Annotated in this window: 8 protein-coding genes, 1 tRNA gene and 2 rRNA genes; 10 read left to right on the forward strand and 1 reads right to left on the reverse strand. The window is 68.5% G+C overall.

Annotated features, from left to right (window positions below):
- The 3 genes from AC067Z_RS07325 to AC067Z_RS07335 form a co-directional block, all read left to right on the forward strand.
- Nucleotides 1-94: ribosomal RNA gene (locus AC067Z_RS07325) — 23S ribosomal RNA — on the forward strand; the annotation flags it as partial.
- A gap of 79 nt (nucleotides 95-173) precedes the next feature.
- Nucleotides 174-290: ribosomal RNA gene (gene rrf / locus AC067Z_RS07330) — 5S ribosomal RNA — on the forward strand.
- A 159-nt stretch (nucleotides 291-449) separates the two neighbouring features.
- A tRNA-Thr gene (locus tag AC067Z_RS07335) sits at nucleotides 450-522 on the forward strand.
- Between the two features lie 77 nt (nucleotides 523-599).
- Here the strand turns inward: AC067Z_RS07335 and AC067Z_RS07340 are convergent.
- The gene (locus tag AC067Z_RS07340) at nucleotides 600-3,254 is read right to left on the reverse strand and encodes a SpoIIE family protein phosphatase (protein ID WP_478788492.1); all 2,655 of its coding nucleotides are present in this window, start codon (nucleotides 3,252-3,254) and stop codon (nucleotides 600-602) included.
- Nucleotides 3,255-3,521: 267 nt separating this feature from the next.
- Here AC067Z_RS07340 and AC067Z_RS07345 point away from each other — a divergent pair, with 267 nt between their 5' ends.
- The 7 genes from AC067Z_RS07345 (at nucleotide 3,522) to AC067Z_RS07375 (ending at nucleotide 16,655) form a co-directional block, all read left to right on the forward strand.
- Nucleotides 3,522-8,996 (forward strand): HAMP domain-containing protein, encoded by a 5,475-nt coding sequence (locus AC067Z_RS07345; RefSeq protein ID WP_478788493.1) that lies wholly within the window; start codon nucleotides 3,522-3,524, stop codon nucleotides 8,994-8,996.
- A gap of 274 nt (nucleotides 8,997-9,270) precedes the next feature.
- Nucleotides 9,271-9,954, forward strand: coding sequence for a response regulator (locus AC067Z_RS07350; protein ID WP_478788494.1), 684 nt, complete (start codon nucleotides 9,271-9,273; stop codon nucleotides 9,952-9,954).
- 135 nt (nucleotides 9,955-10,089) lie between these two features.
- Nucleotides 10,090-12,906: a DNA translocase FtsK gene (locus tag AC067Z_RS07355; RefSeq protein WP_478788814.1), complete on the forward strand. Its 2,817-nt coding sequence runs from the start codon at nucleotides 10,090-10,092 to the stop codon at nucleotides 12,904-12,906.
- 189 nt (nucleotides 12,907-13,095) lie between these two features.
- A complete protein-coding gene (locus tag AC067Z_RS07360) occupies nucleotides 13,096-13,917 on the forward strand; it encodes a helix-turn-helix domain-containing protein (RefSeq protein WP_478788495.1) in 822 nt (273 codons plus the stop codon).
- A gap of 82 nt (nucleotides 13,918-13,999) precedes the next feature.
- Nucleotides 14,000-15,466 (forward strand): 30S ribosomal protein S12 methylthiotransferase RimO, encoded by a 1,467-nt coding sequence (rimO, locus tag AC067Z_RS07365; RefSeq protein ID WP_478788496.1) that lies wholly within the window; start codon nucleotides 14,000-14,002, stop codon nucleotides 15,464-15,466.
- Nucleotides 15,463-16,149 (forward strand): CDP-diacylglycerol--glycerol-3-phosphate 3-phosphatidyltransferase, encoded by a 687-nt coding sequence (gene pgsA / locus AC067Z_RS07370; protein WP_478788497.1) that lies wholly within the window; start codon nucleotides 15,463-15,465, stop codon nucleotides 16,147-16,149. Before rimO ends, pgsA begins: the two co-directional genes overlap by 4 nt.
- Nucleotides 16,146-16,655, forward strand: a complete 510-nt coding sequence (locus AC067Z_RS07375; RefSeq protein ID WP_478788498.1) for a CinA family protein — start codon at nucleotides 16,146-16,148, stop codon at nucleotides 16,653-16,655. Before pgsA ends, AC067Z_RS07375 begins: the two co-directional genes overlap by 4 nt.
- Nucleotides 16,656-16,714 lie beyond the last annotated feature (59 nt).

The following is a 16,714-nucleotide window of genomic DNA, read 5'->3' on the forward strand; positions in this document are numbered from 1 at the left end:
AGGCTCCCAGTAGACGACTGGGTTGATAGGCCGGATATGGAAGCCCTGTAAGGGGTGGAGTTGACCGGTACTAATAGGCCGAGGGCTTGTCCTCAGTTGCTCGCGTCCACTGTGTTAGTTCTGAAGTAACGAACTCGCCGTTGCCGGCTGGTAGTTCGACATCTTCATAGAGTTTCGGTGGTCATTGCGTTAGGGAAACGCCCGGTTACATTCCGAACCCGGAAGCTAAGCCTTTCAGCGCCGATGGTACTGCAGGGGGGACCCTGTGGGAGAGTAGGACGCCGCCGAACAATCATTTGCCTCAACCCCCGGATCCGTTCCGGGGGTTGAGGCATTTTTGCGTTCCCCACCAATGCGCGTCGGGGATGGGATCGTACGTTTGGAAGCACCCCTCACCATGGGCTATGCTTCTTCTCGTTGCTCCGGGGACACACCCCACAGAGCAACAGGCCCCTATAGCTCAGTCGGTAGAGCGTCTCCATGGTAAGGAGAAGGTCAACGGTTCGATTCCGTTTGGGGGCTCAACGAAAGAGAAGGCCCCTCGCCTTTCGGCGAGGGGCCTTCTTCGTTTTCCGGGCCGGTCGGTCCGTCGATTCCACTCAGTCCTTGTGGGGCTCGTGGACGCGCATCGCGAGAATGGCCATGTCGTCGGAGGCCGGCTCGGCCGCGAAACGCTCAACTGCCCTGAGGACACGCGCCGCGACCGCTCCAGCCGTCAGCCCCGTGCAGGTGGTCAGCACGTCACTGAGGCCGTCGTCGCCCAGCATCCGCGTGCCCTCACGGCGCTCTGTCACGCCGTCCGTCACGCACAGCAGCACGTCACCCGGATCCAGGGTGACGACCTGCTCGTAGAGCTCCAGGTCGTCCATGACGCCGAGCAGGGGCTGAGGCTCCGCCGCCGGTTCCACCGAGCCGTCCTGACGCAGGCGCAGGGGCAGCGGGTGGCCGGCACAGACGAACTTGAGGACCGCACTGCCGTCCTCCTGCGGCCACAACTCTCCGTAGAGAAGGGTGAGGAAGCGGCTGCGCGCGCCTTCGTCGAGGATTGCCGCGTTCAGCCGCTCCAGCACGGCGGGACCGCCGAAGCCCTCACGGGCCAGCAGACGCAGTGCGTGGCGGGCCAGACCCGTGACGGCCGCGGCTTCCGGGCCCGTGCCGCAGACGTCGCCGATGGCGAACCCGTAGGCGCCGTCGCGGATCGGGAAGAGGTCGTAGAAGTCGCCGCCGACCTCGTTGCCCTCACCGGCGGCGCGGTAGATGACCTCGACCTCGACGCCCGGGATCTGCGGCAACTCCGGCGGCAGCAGACTGCGCTGGAGGGACTGGCTGATGGCCACGCGTTCCGAATAGAGGCGGGCGTTGTCGAGGGCGAGAGCGGCACGGCGCGAAAGGTCCTCGGCCAGTTCCAGGATCTCCTGGCGGAAGTGGTCGTCGGACGGCTTCCCCAGGGTGAGCATGCCGATCACGCGGTTGCGGGCGAAGAGCGGGAGGACCACCGTCTCGCCGCCGACGGCGGCTGCCGTCGCCAGCGTGCTGCCGATGCCGGACGAGACCGGAGGAGTGGAGCCGAGGCCCAGCTCGCGCTTGGACGCCACCAGGGCCGCCTGCTGCGCGGCTTCGACGGGAGCGTTCCACACGCGGGCGCCCGGCGTCGGCACCGGGTCCGGGGGATCGATCCTGGACAGCAGTGCCTTGACGCCGTCAATGCGTTCCTCGTCCTCATGGAGGACATAGCTGAGGTACGGCTCCGAGGACTGGTCGGCGATCGTGTACACCGCACACCAGGTGGCGAGCGTGGGGACCGTCATCTGGGCCATCAGGGCCAGCGTCTGGTCACGGTCGAGGGTGCCGGCGAGCAGGTCCGAGGCCTCGACGAGGAAGGACAGGGAGCCTCGGCGCAGCCGTTCCAGTTCGCCGAGCCGGGCAGACTCCACGGCGAGGGCGATGCGGTCGGCGGCGAACTGCAGGCGCAGTGCCTCCTCGTTCGAGTAGAGGCCGGCCGATTCGGCGGCCACGCCGAGGGAGCCGGTGAGCCGGCCCTCCACCTTGAGCGGGACGGTCACGACCGAGCGCATTCCCGTGGAGTTGAGGAGCGGCACGGCGCCGGGGACGACGGTGAGATCCTCGTGGACCGCGGGCATGCGGGCGGAGCCGTAGCGGCCGGTGCCCGCCTCGACCGGGACGCGGGCGAAGCGTTGGCGGGCCGACGGAAGTCCGGTCGTGGCGCGGACCTCCAGCTCGGTCTCGTCGTCCGTGGCGAGCAGCAGGAAGGCCGCATCGCCGTCGAGCATGTCGCGGGCCCGTTCGACGGTGCGCTGGAGCAGGCCGTCGAGGTCGTCGGGTGCCGGCGAGCCGATGAAGACCTCGAACGGGTCGGTCGTGCGGTTGTCCGATCCTCCGTCGGAGACCGGGGTGCGCTGGGGCGTCTGCAGAACGGCCCGCTCCTCGTCGCGCACAAGGAGGCAGACCGTGGACGGCTCGCCGTTGTTGTCGCGTACCCGGAGGTGGGAGGCGTAAACAGGGACGACCCGGCCGTCGGTCCCGCGGATGCCGTAGCTGCCCTCCCAGCGGGAGAGCTGGAGTGCTTCGGCGATGCCGGTGCCGGTGCCGGGGGTGTGCGGCCAGGCGGCGATGTCGGTCAGCGGCTTGCCGATGACCTGTTCCGCCGGGTAGCCGAAGAGGTGCTCGGCGTCCTCGTTCCATACGGAGATCGCCCCGCTGCGGTCGATCTGGGTGACGGCGACGCGGACCCGCTCGTCGGCGACCGGCAGCATGGCCGTCGGCAGGGCGGGCCCGGCGGAGCGGGCGCCCACGTTGCGCTGCGGGAGGTCGAGCTGGAACCAGACCTGTTTGTGGGTGGGGCTGTACTCGACGCCCCAGCGGGAGGCGAGCGCGGCGCACAGGAGCAGTCCCCTGCCGTTCTCCCGCTCGGGGCTCCCGAACGTGTGCTGGGCGCCCTGGATCGGGATCTCGCGCTCGGGGTAGTGGTCGGCGACCTCGACGCGTACGCCGTCCTCGCTGCGCAGGCACAGGACGTCGGCCGCCGTGCCAGCGTGGATGACCGCGTTGGTGACCAGTTCGCTGGTGAGGACCACCGCGTCGTCGACGACGTCCGAATACCCCCAGCCCTGGAGGGTGTCGCGGACAAAGGCTCTGGCGGTCGCGACGGACCGCCCGACAGGGTCGAAACTGGCGGCCGCCCGCGCGGTGATCACAGAACTCCTCGTACGCGTCTCGACGCCCGGCTCTGCCATGATCGGCCCGTCCCTCCCCTGCCCGGTGGTAGTACGTGCACCACACCGCCCCCGCCGGGCGGACCGGGGCGGCTGGACAGCCGGATGCCAGGTTACTTACCTTCGCTGTCCGAGCGGATGCCGGTCATGGCTGTTTCCGTCCTCCGGGGGTGGGGACGCTATGCGAAGCTGCCGAACTGTTATGGCCTGGTTCCGGCATGGTGAAACACTGGGCACGCTTCCTGAGACAGCCCGGGCAGTACGGTCAACCCCTGCGGGAGGGACACGGTGGAGTCTGGCGTGGCGGCGCGTGGCAAGGATACGCGCGCGAAAGGCGGACGGTCCCGGAGCAATGGGACAACGGAAGTCGACACAGCGGCCCTGAACAGGCTGCTGGCGGCTCTGGTGACGATGCGGGACGGGAACTTCCGGCGTCGGCTGACCGTGTCCGGCGACGGCGTCATGGCCGAGATCGCGGCGGTCTTCAACGAGGTCGCCGATCGCAATCTGCATCTCACCGGTGAGATCGCGCGCGTCCGCAGAATGGTCGGGCGTGAGGGAAAGCTCACCGAGCGGCTGGAGACCGGGGCCTGCGAAGGATCGTGGGCGACGGCGATCGACGCCTCGAACGAGTTGGTGGACGATCTCGCGCGGCCCGTGTCCGAGGTCGGGCGGGTGCTGTCCGCGGTCGCCGAGGGTGATCTGGACCAGCGCATGGAGCTGCGGTCGCACTCCACGGACGCCCAGGACGGGACGGTGCGTCCGCTGAGGGGTGAGTTCCTCAAGGTCGCGCGTACGGTCAACAGCCTGGTCGACCAGTTGTCGGCGTTCACCGACGAGGTCACGCGTGTGGCGCTCGAGGTCGGTACCGAGGGCAAGCTCGGCGGTCAGGCGCAGGTGCGCGGAATGTCCGGTTCGTGGAAAGACCTCACGGACTCGGTCAACACCATGGCGTACCGGCTGACCGCTCAGGTGCGGGACATCGCGCTCGTCACCACGGCCGTGGCCAAGGGTGACCTCTCGCAGAAGGTGACCGTCCATGTGGCGGGCGAGATGCTGGAGCTCAAGAACACCGTCAACACGATGGTGGACCAGCTCCAGTCGTTCTCCTCCGAGGTCACGCGTGTCGCCCGCGAGGTGGGCACGGAAGGTGAACTGGGCGGTCAGGCAACAGTTCCGGGCGTGGCCGGCGTGTGGAAGGACCTCACCGATTCGGTGAACACGATGGCCGGCAACCTCACCTCGCAGGTGCGGGGCATCGCCGAGGTGACGACGGCGGTCGCCAACGGTGATCTGTCGCAGAAGGTCACCGTGAGCGCACGCGGTGAGGTGGCGCAGCTCGCCGAGACGATCAACCAGATGACCGAGACGCTGCGGACGTTCGCGGACGAGGTCACGCGTGTGGCCAGTGAGGTCGGCGCGGAGGGTCTGCTCGGTGGTCAGGCGCAGGTGCCGGGTGCGGCGGGTACGTGGAAGGACCTCACCGATTCGGTGAACACCGTCTTCCGCAACCTGACCACGCAGGTGCGGGACATCGCGCAGGTGACGACCGCCGTGGCCAACGGTGATCTGTCGCAGAAGGTCACGGTGGACGTCGCGGGCGAGATGCTCGAGCTGAAGAACACCGTGAACACCATGGTGGACCAGCTGCAGTCGTTCGGTTCCGAGGTGACGCGGGTGGCCCGCGAGGTCGGCGTCGAGGGCCGTCTCGGTGGTCAGGCGGAGGTGCCGGGTGCGGCGGGTACGTGGAAGGACCTCACCGATTCGGTGAACACCGCGTTCCGCAACCTCACCGGACAGGTGCGGGACATCGCGCAGGTGACGACGGCTGTCGCCAACGGTGATCTGTCGCAGAAGGTCACGGTGGATGTCGCGGGCGAGATGCTCGAGCTGAAGAACACCGTGAACACCATGGTGGCGCAGCTGTCGTCCTTCGCCGATCAGGTCACGCGCATGGCGCGGGACGTGGGCACGGAAGGCCGCCTGGGTGGTCAGGCCCGAGTCGACGGTGTCAGCGGCACGTGGAAGGAGCTGACGGACTCCGTCAACTTCATGGCCGGCAATCTCACCTCGCAGGTGCGCCAGATCGCGCAGGTGACGACGGCGGTGGCCCGAGGCGATCTGTCGCAGAAGATCGATGTGGACGCGCGGGGCGAGATCCTCGAGCTGAAGAACACCATCAACACGATGGTCGACCAGCTCTCCGCGTTCGCCGAGCAGGTGACCCGGGTGGCCCGTGAGGTGGGCACGGACGGGCGGCTCGGCGGTCAGGCGCAGGTGCCCGGCGTCGCGGGTGTGTGGCGTGATCTGACCGATTCGGTGAACGGCATGGCCGAGAACCTGACCGGCCAGGTCCGCAACATCGCGCAGGTCGCGACGGCGGTGGCCCGTGGTGATCTGTCGCAGAAGATCGATGTGGATGCGCGGGGCGAGATCCTCGAGCTGAAGAACACGCTCAACACGATGGTCGACCAGCTCTCCAACTTCGCGGAGCAGGTGACCCGGGTGGCCCGTGAGGTGGGCACCGAGGGCATCCTCGGCGGTCAGGCGGAGGTGCAGGGCGTCTCCGGCACCTGGAAGGACCTGACCCAGTCCGTCAACTTCATGGCGAACAACCTGACGAGCCAGGTGCGCAACATCGCCGAGGTGACGACGGCGGTCGCCAAGGGCGACCTGTCGAAGAAGATCACCGTCGACGCCAAGGGCGAGATCCTGGAACTGGTGACGACCGTCAACACGATGGTGGACCAGCTCTCCGACTTCGCGGACGAGGTGACCAGGGTCGCCCGTGAGGTGGGTACGGAAGGTGTGCTGGGCGGTCAGGCGCGGGTGCGCGGTGTCACCGGCATCTGGAAGGACCTCAGCGACAACGTCAACCTGATGGCCAACAACCTGACCAATCAGGTGCGCAACATCGCCCGGGTCTCCTCGGCGGTCGCCAACGGCGATCTGTCGAAGAAGGTGACCGTCGAGGCACGCGGCGAGGTCGCCGAACTCGCCGACACGGTCAACACGATGGTGCGGACGCTGTCGTCCTTCGCCGACGAGGTCACCCGGGTGGCCCGTGAGGTGGGCACCGACGGGCGGCTCGGCGGCCAGGCCCGTGTGCCGGGTGTCTCGGGTACGTGGAAGGACCTCACCGAGTCCGTGAACTCGATGGCCTCCAACCTCACCGGCCAGGTGCGGCAGATCGCCACGGTCACGACGGCCATCGCGAAGGGTGATCTGACCCGCAAGATCGACATCGATGCGCGGGGCGAGATCCTCGAGCTGAAGACGACGATCAACACGATGGTCGACCAGCTGTCGTCGTTCGCCGAGGAGGTCACGCGAGTGGCCCGTGAGGTGGGCACCGACGGGCAGCTGGGCGGTCAGGCGCGGGTGCGTGACGTCGACGGCACCTGGCGCGACCTCACCGAGTCCGTGAACGAGATGGCCGGGAACCTGACCCGGCAGGTGCGCGCGATCGCGGCCGTCGCCACGGCGGTGACGCGCGGCGATCTGAACCTGAAGATCGACGTGGACGCGGCGGGCGAGATCCAGGTTCTGCAGGACAACATCAACACGATGATCGCGAACCTCCGCGACACCACCCTTGCCAATGAGGAACAGGACTGGCTCAAGGGCAATCTGGCGCGTATCTCCGGTCTGATGCAGGGGCGGCGCGATCTCGACGACGTGGCCTCGCTCATCATGAGCGAGCTGACGCCGGTCGTCTCCGCACAGCACGGTGCGTTCTTCGTGGCGATGCCGACGGGCGGCCCGGACGTGGCGGCGGGCGGTGAGTCGTACGAGCTGTGCATGCGCGGCAGCTACGGCTACTCGGCGGGGCTGATGCCGACGTCGTTCCGGCCGGGGGAGACCCTGATCGGTACGGCTGCGGAGGAGAAGCGGACCATCCAGGTCAATGTGCCGCCGGGCTATCTGAAGATCTCCTCCGGTCTGGGTGAGGCCTCACCCGCTTATGTGATCGTCCTTCCGGTGCTGTTCGAGGGGAAGGTCCTCGGTGTGATCGAGCTGGCGTCGTTCCAGCCGTTCACGCAGATCCAGCGGGACTTCCTGAACCAGATCGCCGAGATGATCGCCACGAGCGTCAACACGATCAGTGTCAACACCAAGACCGAGGTGCTGCTCAAGCAGTCGCAGGAGCTCACGGAGCAGCTGCGCGAGCGCTCGGCGGAGCTGGAGAACCGGCAGAAGGCGCTGCAGGAGTCCAACGCCGAACTGGAGGACAAGGCCGAGCTGCTGGCGCAGCAGAACCGCGACATCGAGGTGAAGAACACCGAGATCGAGGAGGCCCGGCAGGTGCTGGAGGAGCGTGCGGAGCAGCTCGCGGTCTCCATGCGCTACAAGTCGGAGTTCCTGGCGAACATGTCGCACGAGCTGCGGACGCCGCTGAACTCCCTGCTGATTCTGGCCAAGCTGCTGGCGGACAACGCGGACGCCAATCTGTCGCCGAAGCAGGTGGAGTTCGCCGAGACGATCCATGGCGCGGGTTCCGATCTGCTGCAGCTGATCAACGACATCCTCGATCTGTCGAAGGTCGAGGCGGGCAAGATGGATGTCAGCCCGACGCGTATCGCGCTGGTGCAGCTGGTCGACTACGTCGAGGCGACGTTCCGGCCGCTGACGGCGGAGAAGGGGCTCGACTTCTCGGTCCGGGTCTCGCCGGAGCTGCCCGCGACCCTGCACACCGACGAGCAGCGGCTGCTGCAGGTGCTGCGCAATCTCCTGTCGAACGCGGTGAAGTTCACCGACAGCGGCGCGGTCGAGCTGGTCATCCGGCCGGCGGGCGCCGATGTGCCGCAGTCGATCAGGGAGCAGTTGCTCGAAGCGGGTTCGTTGCAGGACGCGGACGCGGACCTGATCGCGTTCTCGGTGACCGACACGGGCATCGGGATCGCGGCGGGCAAGATGCGGGTCATCTTCGAGGCGTTCAAGCAGGCGGACGGCACGACCAGCCGGAAGTACGGCGGTACCGGCCTGGGCCTGTCGATCAGCCGGGAGATCGCGCGGCTGCTGGGCGGCGAGATCCATGCGGCGAGCGAGCCGGGCCGTGGTTCGACGTTCACGCTCTATCTGCCGCTGCACCCGAGCGAGCTGCCGCCGCAGGGCTATCCGCAGCTCGCGCCCGGGACGGGCGATGCCCAGGCGGCGGCGCACGCCGCCGCGGAGGACGACGGGAGCGCCCAGGTGCAGCCCGCTGCCGGCCGGCAGGCCGGGCCTGCCGCAGGGCCGGCGGCGCTGTTCCGGAGGCGGCGCAAGGCCCTGGGTTCCCAGGACGGGCGGCAGTCGGGTCAGCTGCAGGGGCAGCGCCAGGGGTACGAGCCGTGGTCGGAGTCGGCGGCCGGGCAGGAGGTCCCCGAGCAGCGGCGGGTGTTCGCGTTCGACGGCGAGAAGGTGCTGATCGTCGACGACGACATCCGCAATGTGTTCGCGCTGACGAGCGTCCTGGAACAGCACGGACTGTCGGTCCTGTACGCGGAGAACGGCCGGGAGGGCATCGAAGTCCTTGAGCAGCACGACGATGTGACGGTCGTACTGATGGACATCATGATGCCGGAGATGGACGGTTACGCGACGACGACGGCGATCCGCAGGATGCCGCAGTTCGCCGGGCTGCCGATCATCGCGCTGACCGCGAAGGCGATGAAGGGCGACCGGGAGAAGGCGATCGAATCGGGTGCTTCCGACTATGTCACCAAGCCGGTGGATCCCGATCACCTGCTGTCGGTGATGGAGCAGTGGATGAACGCGAGGTGAGCGGACGTCGCGCGAATCGGCGCGAGTTGCTGATCGATTGTGTCCAGAGGTGTGTGGGGCCGAGATATTCGGGGAACTATCCGGTCTCCCCCCACGTTTTTGGTGCGTGCACAGTGACATCGCGGTGACAGGGTGTGGCGACGGGCGGGGTGCGGCTACCATGACCGGCACAAGGACGGGCGGCGCAAGGGAGTCGTCCCCTGGGGCGGCGCCCGGTGCGTCCTCCGGCTCTTCGAGCCGGAGAGACCCCATGCCGGGGCGAGGAGGACGGGGCATGGTGCAGAAGGCCAAGATCCTCCTGGTCGATGACCGGCCGGAGAATCTGCTCGCGCTGGAGGCCATCCTCTCCGCGCTCGATCAGACACTGGTGCGGGCATCGTCAGGGGAGGAAGCGCTCAAGGCGCTGCTGACGGACGACTTCGCGGTCATTCTGCTGGATGTCCAGATGCCGGGAATGGACGGTTTCGAGACCGCGGCGCATATCAAGCGCCGTGAGCGGACCCGCGATATTCCGATCATCTTCCTGACCGCGATCAACCACGGCCCCCACCACACCTTCCGCGGTTACGCGGCGGGGGCCGTCGACTACATCTCGAAGCCCTTCGACCCCTGGGTCCTGCGGGCCAAGGTCTCGGTGTTCGTCGAGCTGTACATGAAGAACTGCCAACTGCGGGAGCAGGCCGCACTGCTGCGCCTCCAGCTGGAGGGCACCGGACAGCCCGACACGTCCGGCGGGCGGGAGCCCGCGGGACTCCTCGCCGAACTGTCCGCGCGGCTCGCGGCAGTTGAGGAGCAGGCGGAAGCCCTGTCCAAGCAGCTCGACGACGATTCGGCCGATGCCGCGGCGGTGGCCACTGCCGCCCATCTCGAGCGCAAACTCACCGGATTGCGCCGCGCTCTGGACGCGCTGGAGCCGGGCACCGGCGGAGGCGCGCCGACGCTCCCTTCGCAGAGCTGACGCAGGCCCGCGTCCCCTCAGGGCGGCAAGCGCCTTGAGGGGTGCGTCAGTTCGGCGCCCCTCCCGGCGCGACACGAACGGGTGAAGCAGTGGGCACGCGTGTCCACTGACGTCGACACCGGTAACCTCACCACCATGGCCTCACGTACGTCCGGCAAGGGTTCCCACGGCACGGCGGGCACCGCAAAGCCGCGGGCCGGCCGTACGACCGGTGTCGCGAAGAAGGCGGCTCCCGCCAAGAAGACCGCCGCGAAGAAGTCCGCACCGGCGAAAAAGGCACCGGCGAAGAAGGCTGCCGCCAGGAAGGCGGCCGCGCCGAAGCCGGCACCGTCCCCCACCGGGGGCGTCTACCGGCTCGCACGCGCCCTCTGGCTCGGCCTGGCACACGCGGTGGGCGCGATGTTCCGCGGCATAGGGCGCGGCGCGAAGGGACTTGACCCCGCGCACCGCAAGGACGGTCTCGCGCTGTTGCTGCTGGGCATCGCGCTGATCGTCGCCGCCGGTACCTGGTCCAACCTGCGCGGGCCCGTAGGCGACCTCGTCGAGATGCTGGTGACCGGTGCCTTCGGCCGGCTCGACCTGCTCGCGCCGATACTGCTCGGCGCCATCGGCGTACGTCTGATCCTCTATCCCGAACGGCCCGAGGCGAACGGCCGCATCGTGATCGGCCTGTCCGCGCTGGTCATCGGCGTGCTCGGGCTGGTCCACATCGCCTGCGGCTCGCCCGGCCGCGGCGAGGGCACCGAGGCCATCCAGGACGCCGGAGGCCTGGTCGGCTGGGCCGCATCGAAGCCGTTGATCTTCATGATGGGCGAGGTGCTGGCCGTACCCCTGCTGGTCCTGCTCACCGTGTTCGGCCTGCTGGTCGTCACCGCCACGCCCGTGAACGCGATCCCCCAGCGGCTGCGGCTGCTGGGCTCCAAGCTCGGCCTGGTCGACCCGGTGGACGAGACGGGTGCCGACGGCGGGGCCACCGTGGACGACGAGCGGTACGGCGAGCAGTGGCGCGCCGCGGTACCGGCCCGGCCCAGGCGCACCGCCGGCCGCGCCGGCGACGCCTCTGCCGACTACGATCCCGGCTTGGCCGAGGAAGAGGCGCTGTCCCGGCGCAAGCGCCCGCGCCGGCCCTCGGTGCAGCCCGCGATGGGGCGCGAGATGGACGCCGTGGACGTCGCCGCCGCGGCGGCCGCGGCACTCGACGGTGCCGTCCTGAACGGCATGCCGCCCTCCCCGCTGGTCGCCGACCTCACGCGCGATGTGACGGCCGACCGGCAGCGGGCCGCCTCACCCGTGCCCTCGGCACGCGAGCCCGAGGACGTCCGGCCCGAACCGCAGAGGACGGCGCGGGGTGCGGACGGTTCCGTACCGCAGAGGGCGATTCGGGGTGCGGACGGTTCCGTGCCGGATCTCACCAAGCCGGCGCCCGACGAATCCCAGCCCCTGCCGCCACGCGCCGAGCAGCTGCAGCTGTCCGGTGACATCACCTACGGGCTGCCCTCGCTCGATCTGCTGGAGCGAGGCGGTCCTGGCAAGACGCGGAGCGCCGCCAACGACGCTGTGGTCGCGTCGCTGACCAACGTGTTCATGGAGTTCAAGGTCGACGCCGCCGTCACCGGTTTCACCCGCGGCCCGACGGTCACCCGCTACGAGGTCGAGCTCGGCCCCGCGGTGAAGGTCGAGCGCATCACCGCACTGACCAAGAACATCGCGTACGCGGTCGCCAGCCCCGATGTGCGGATCATCTCGCCGATTCCCGGCAAGTCCGCGGTCGGCATCGAGATCCCCAACACCGACCGCGAGATGGTCAACCTCGGTGATGTGCTGCGTCTCGCCGACGCCGCGGAGGACGACCACCCGATGCTCGTCGCACTCGGCAAGGACGTCGAGGGCGGCTACGTGATGGCCAACCTGGCGAAGATGCCGCACGTCCTGGTCGCGGGCGCCACCGGCTCCGGCAAGTCGTCGTGCATCAACTGCCTGATCACCTCGGTGATGATAAGAGCGACACCCGAGGACGTCCGGATGGTCCTCGTCGACCCCAAGCGGGTCGAGCTCACCGCGTACGAGGGCATCCCGCATCTGATCACCCCGATCATCACCAACCCCAAGCGGGCAGCCGAGGCCCTGCAGTGGGTGGTGCGCGAGATGGACCTGCGCTACGACGACCTCGCGGCGTTCGGCTACCGCCACATCGACGACTTCAACCAGGCCGTGCGCAACGGCAAGGTCAAGCTGCCGGAGGGCAGCGAACGCGAGCTCCAGCCGTATCCCTATCTGCTGGTGATCGTGGACGAGCTCGCCGACCTGATGATGGTCGCGCCCAGGGACGTCGAGGACGCGATCGTGCGCATCACCCAGCTCGCACGAGCCGCCGGAATCCACCTGGTCCTGGCGACCCAGCGGCCCTCCGTCGATGTCGTCACCGGCCTGATCAAGGCGAACGTGCCGTCCCGGCTCGCCTTCGCCACCTCCTCGCTCGCCGACAGCCGGGTCATCCTCGATCAGCCGGGTGCCGAGAAGCTGATCGGCAAGGGTGACGGACTGTTCCTGCCGATGGGGGCGAACAAGCCGACCCGTATGCAGGGCGCCTTCGTCACCGAGGACGAGGTCGCCGCCGTCGTCCAGCACTGCAAGGACCAGATGGCGCCGGTCTTCCGCGACGACGTCGTGGTCGGCACGAAGCAGAAGAAGGAGATCGACGAGGACATCGGCGACGACCTCGATCTGCTGTGCCAGGCCGCTGAGCTGGTGGTTTCCACCCAGTTCGGCTCGACGTCCATGCTTCAGCGCAAGCTGCGGGTCGGCTTCGCGAAGGCCGGCCGGCTGATGGACCTGATGGAGTCGCGCAACATCGTCGGGCCCAGCGAAGGATCCAAGGCACGTGACGTTCTCGTGAAACCGGACGAGTTGGATGGAGTGCTCGCCGTGATCCGGGGAGAGACTCACTCGTAAGGATTCGGAGAGCAACCGTTTCCCTTGGTCATACGTCAAGTTGGAGGGAGGCACGAAAAGAAGTTCCGCCCCCGGGAAGCGCGGCCATTCCGATGGCGTACAAAGTCCCGCCGCCCGGTTGCCCCACCCTTTCGTACCACCCATAGACTGAACCTCCAGCAGGTGGTTACACGCTCGAAAGGCGCCCCCGTGTCCATCGGCAACTCCCCCGAAGACAACCGGCCTTCATTCGAAGACCCCCGGCCGTCGATCGGTCACGCCCTGCAGCAGGCGCGTGTCGGCGCCGGTCTGACCGTCGACGAGGTCAGCTCCTCCACCCGGGTGCGCATCCCCATCGTGCACGCGATCGAGGACGACGACTTCACCCGCTGCGGCGGCGACGTGTACGCCCGCGGCCATATCCGTACCCTCGCCCGTGCCGTCGGGCTCGATCCTGACCCCATGGTCGCCCAGTACGACGCCGAGCACGGCGGACGTCCGTCGCCGACCCCTGCCGCACCGCTCTTCGAGGCGGAGCGCATCCGCCCCGAACCGCGCCGGCCCAACTGGACCGCGGCCATGGTCGCCGCCATCGTCGCCGTGGTCGGCTTCGCCGGCTTCACGCTCTTCAGCGGCGACAGTGACGGCAAGGACACCTCCGTCGCCGAGGGAACCCCCGAGACGAAGCCCACCCCGACCAAGCCTTCGGTCACCAAGCCCGCCGACCCCAAGCCCGATCCTTCGGACAGTGCCATCGCCGCCGTGCCCAAGGACAAGGTGACGGTGAAGCTGTCGGCCACCAACGACAAGAGCTGGATCTCCGCCAGGTCGCACAACGGAAAGCTGCTCTTCGACGGCACCCTTGCCCAGGGCGAGTCCAAGACCTTCCAGGACGACGAGCGCGTCGACCTGATCCTCGGAAACGCCGGCGCGATCGACCTGTTCGTGAACGGCAAGAAGGTCGAGGACGACTTCGAAATGGGCGGCGTCGAGCGCCTGTCCTACACGAAGGGCGACCCCGAGGCCGGCTGACGATCTTCGGGAGTACGGGGCGACGGACGGGGGGCAACCCTCGGGGCAGGGGAGCGGGCCGGGACAAAGTAGTCTTGAGCCCATGCCCGAACGCCGTACCGTCGCCCTTGTCACTCTCGGCTGCGCCCGTAACGAGGTGGACTCGGAGGAACTCGCAGGCCGCTTGGCAGCGGACGGCTGGGAGCTCGTCGAGGAAGCCTCAGACGCGGATGTCGCTGTCGTCAACACCTGCGGATTCGTCGAGGCCGCCAAGAAGGACTCCGTCGACGCCCTGCTGGAGGCCAACGATCTCAAGGATCATGGCCGCACCCAGGCCGTCGTCGCCGTCGGCTGCATGGCCGAGCGGTACGGCAAGGATCTTGCAGAGGCGCTTCCCGAGGCCGACGGAGTGCTCGGCTTCGACGACTACGCCGACATCTCCGACCGCCTGCAGACCATCCTCAGTGGAGGCGTCCACGCCTCGCACACCCCGCGTGACCGGCGCAAGCTGCTGCCGCTGAGCCCTGTCGAGCGCCAGGGGGCCACCGAGGTGGCCCTTCCCGGCCACGGAGACATCACCCCTGCGCCCGAGGACCTGCCGGAAGGTGTCGCACCGGTGTCGGGACCGCGCGCTCCGCTGCGCCGCCGCCTCGGCACCAGCCCCGTCGCCTCCGTGAAGCTTGCCTCCGGCTGCGACCGGCGCTGCACGTTCTGCGCCATTCCCTCCTTCCGCGGCTCGTTCATCTCGCGCCGCCCGAGCGACGTGCTCGGCGAGACGCGCTGGCTGGCCGAGCAGGGCGTCAAGGAGGTCATGCTGGTCTCCGAGAACAACACCTCGTATGGCAAGGACCTCGGCGACATCCGGCTGCTGGAGACTCTGCTGCCGGAGCTGGCGGCGGTCGACGGCATCGAGCGGGTCCGGGTGAGCTATCTGCAGCCTGCCGAGATGCGGCCCGGGCTGATCGATGTCCTGACGTCGACCGAGAAGGTCGTGCCGTACTTCGACCTGTCCTTCCAGCACTCCGCTCCCGACGTGCTGCGCGCCATGCGCCGCTTCGGTGACACCGAGCGCTTCTGGGAGCTGCTGGAGACCATTCGGGGCAAGGCCCCGCAGGCCGGTGTCCGGTCGAACTTCATCGTCGGCTTCCCCGGCGAGAGCGAGGCCGACTTCGCCGAGCTGGAACGCTTCCTCGGTGCCGCCCGCCTCGACGCGATCGGCGTCTTCGGATACAGCGACGAAGAGGGTACCGAGGCCGTCTCGTACGAGAACAAGCTCGATGCCGACGTCATCTCCGAGCGCCTGGAGCATCTGTCCAGACTCGCCGAGGAGCTCACGGCGCAGCGCGCCGAGGAGCGGATGGGCGAGACCCTCGAGGTGCTCGTCGAGAGCGTCGACGACGAGGAGGGAGCCGTCGGCAGGGCGGCGCACCAGGCGCCCGAGACCGACGGCCAGGTGCTGTTCACGTCCGCCGGGGGCCTCGTGCCCGGCCGCATGGTGACGGCCAAGGTCGTGGGCACCGAGGGTGTCGACCTGGTGGCCGAATGTCTGGGCGAGGAGGCGGGCAGATGACGGGAGTGCCCGCATCCGCGGCGGGCGGCACCGGCAGGCCGGCGCCCGGCGGCAAACTGGGCGCTGCGGCCGTCAATCAGGCCAGTCTGTGGAACATCGCCAACATCCTGACCATGGTGCGCCTGGTGCTGGTGCCCGCGTTCGTGGTGCTGATGCTGCAGGACGGCGGCTACGACCCCGCCTGGCGCGCGTGGGCGTGGGCGGCGTTCGCCGTCGCGATGATCACGGACATCTTCGACGGGCATCTGGCCCGCACGTACAACCTGGTCACCGACTTCGGGAAGATCGCCGACCCGATCGCCGACAAGGCGATCATGGCAGCCGGACTGATCTGCCTGTCGGCACTCGGCGATCTGCCGTGGTGGGTGACCGGAGTGATCCTCTTCCGTGAGCTGGGGATCACGCTGATGCGTTTCTGGGTGATCCGGCACGGCATCATTCCGGCCAGTCGCGGCGGCAAGATGAAGACGCTCGCTCAGGGCGCGGCGGTCGGTATGTACGTGCTGGCACTGACCGGTGCGCTGGCGACCCTGCGCTTCTGGGTGATGGGGGTCGCCGTCGTGCTCACGGTCGTCACGGGGCTCGACTACGTGCGACAGGCGATCGTCCTGAGGCGCAAGGGACTCGCCGAGGAGCGGGCCGCCGCGGCCGCGCGGACCACGGCCGAGGGCGCGGAACGGTGAACACGGCGGCTCGGGTGCTGGCTCTGCTTGCGGAGCGTGGCGAGACCCTGGCCGTTGCCGAGTCCCTCACGGGCGGTCTCGTGGCCGCGCGGTTGACGGAGGTTCCGGGAGCCTCGCGGGTGTTCCGCGGGTCCGTCACGGCCTATGCGACCACCCTGAAGAGCGACCTGCTGGGCGTCGACGGGACCCTGCTGGAGGAACGTGGGGCGGTCGACTCCGAGGTCGCGCAGCAGATGGCGGCAGGTGTACGAAGGCGTCTCGGCGCTGTGTGGGGGATCGCGACGACGGGCGTCGCGGGGCCGGATCCGCAGGACGGCCGGGCGGTCGGGACGGTCTACGTTGCCGTTTCGGGACCTTCGGGCGCGGGGAAAGTGGCCGCTTTGCGGTTGAACGGCGGCCGGGAGGAAATCCGTAGAGAGAGTGTACGGAGAGTGCTCGACCTGCTCTCCGACGAACTGCACTCGAATGCGCGGACACAGGATACGGAACAGAACGGGGGGACTTGATGTTTGCAGCCCTGAGTGAACACGACATCGCTCCCCGCACGGCCGCGGCGCGAGGCGGT

Source organism: Streptomyces sp. NPDC043812, from assembly GCF_056436245.1.

Bases quoted from the DNA above. Each gene is read 5' to 3' on its own strand.
- rimO (WP_478788496.1), top strand. From the start codon at position 14,000: ATGCCCGAACGCCGTACCGTCGCCCTTGTCACTCTCGGCTGCGCCCGT.
- AC067Z_RS07340 (WP_478788492.1), bottom strand. From the start codon at position 3,254: ATGGCAGAGCCGGGCGTCGAGACGCGTACGAGGAGTTCTGTGATCACC.
- pgsA (WP_478788497.1), top strand. From the start codon at position 15,463: ATGACGGGAGTGCCCGCATCCGCGGCGGGCGGCACCGGCAGGCCGGCG.
- AC067Z_RS07350 (WP_478788494.1), top strand. From the start codon at position 9,271: ATGGTGCAGAAGGCCAAGATCCTCCTGGTCGATGACCGGCCGGAGAAT.
- AC067Z_RS07355 (WP_478788814.1), top strand. From the start codon at position 10,090: ATGGCCTCACGTACGTCCGGCAAGGGTTCCCACGGCACGGCGGGCACC.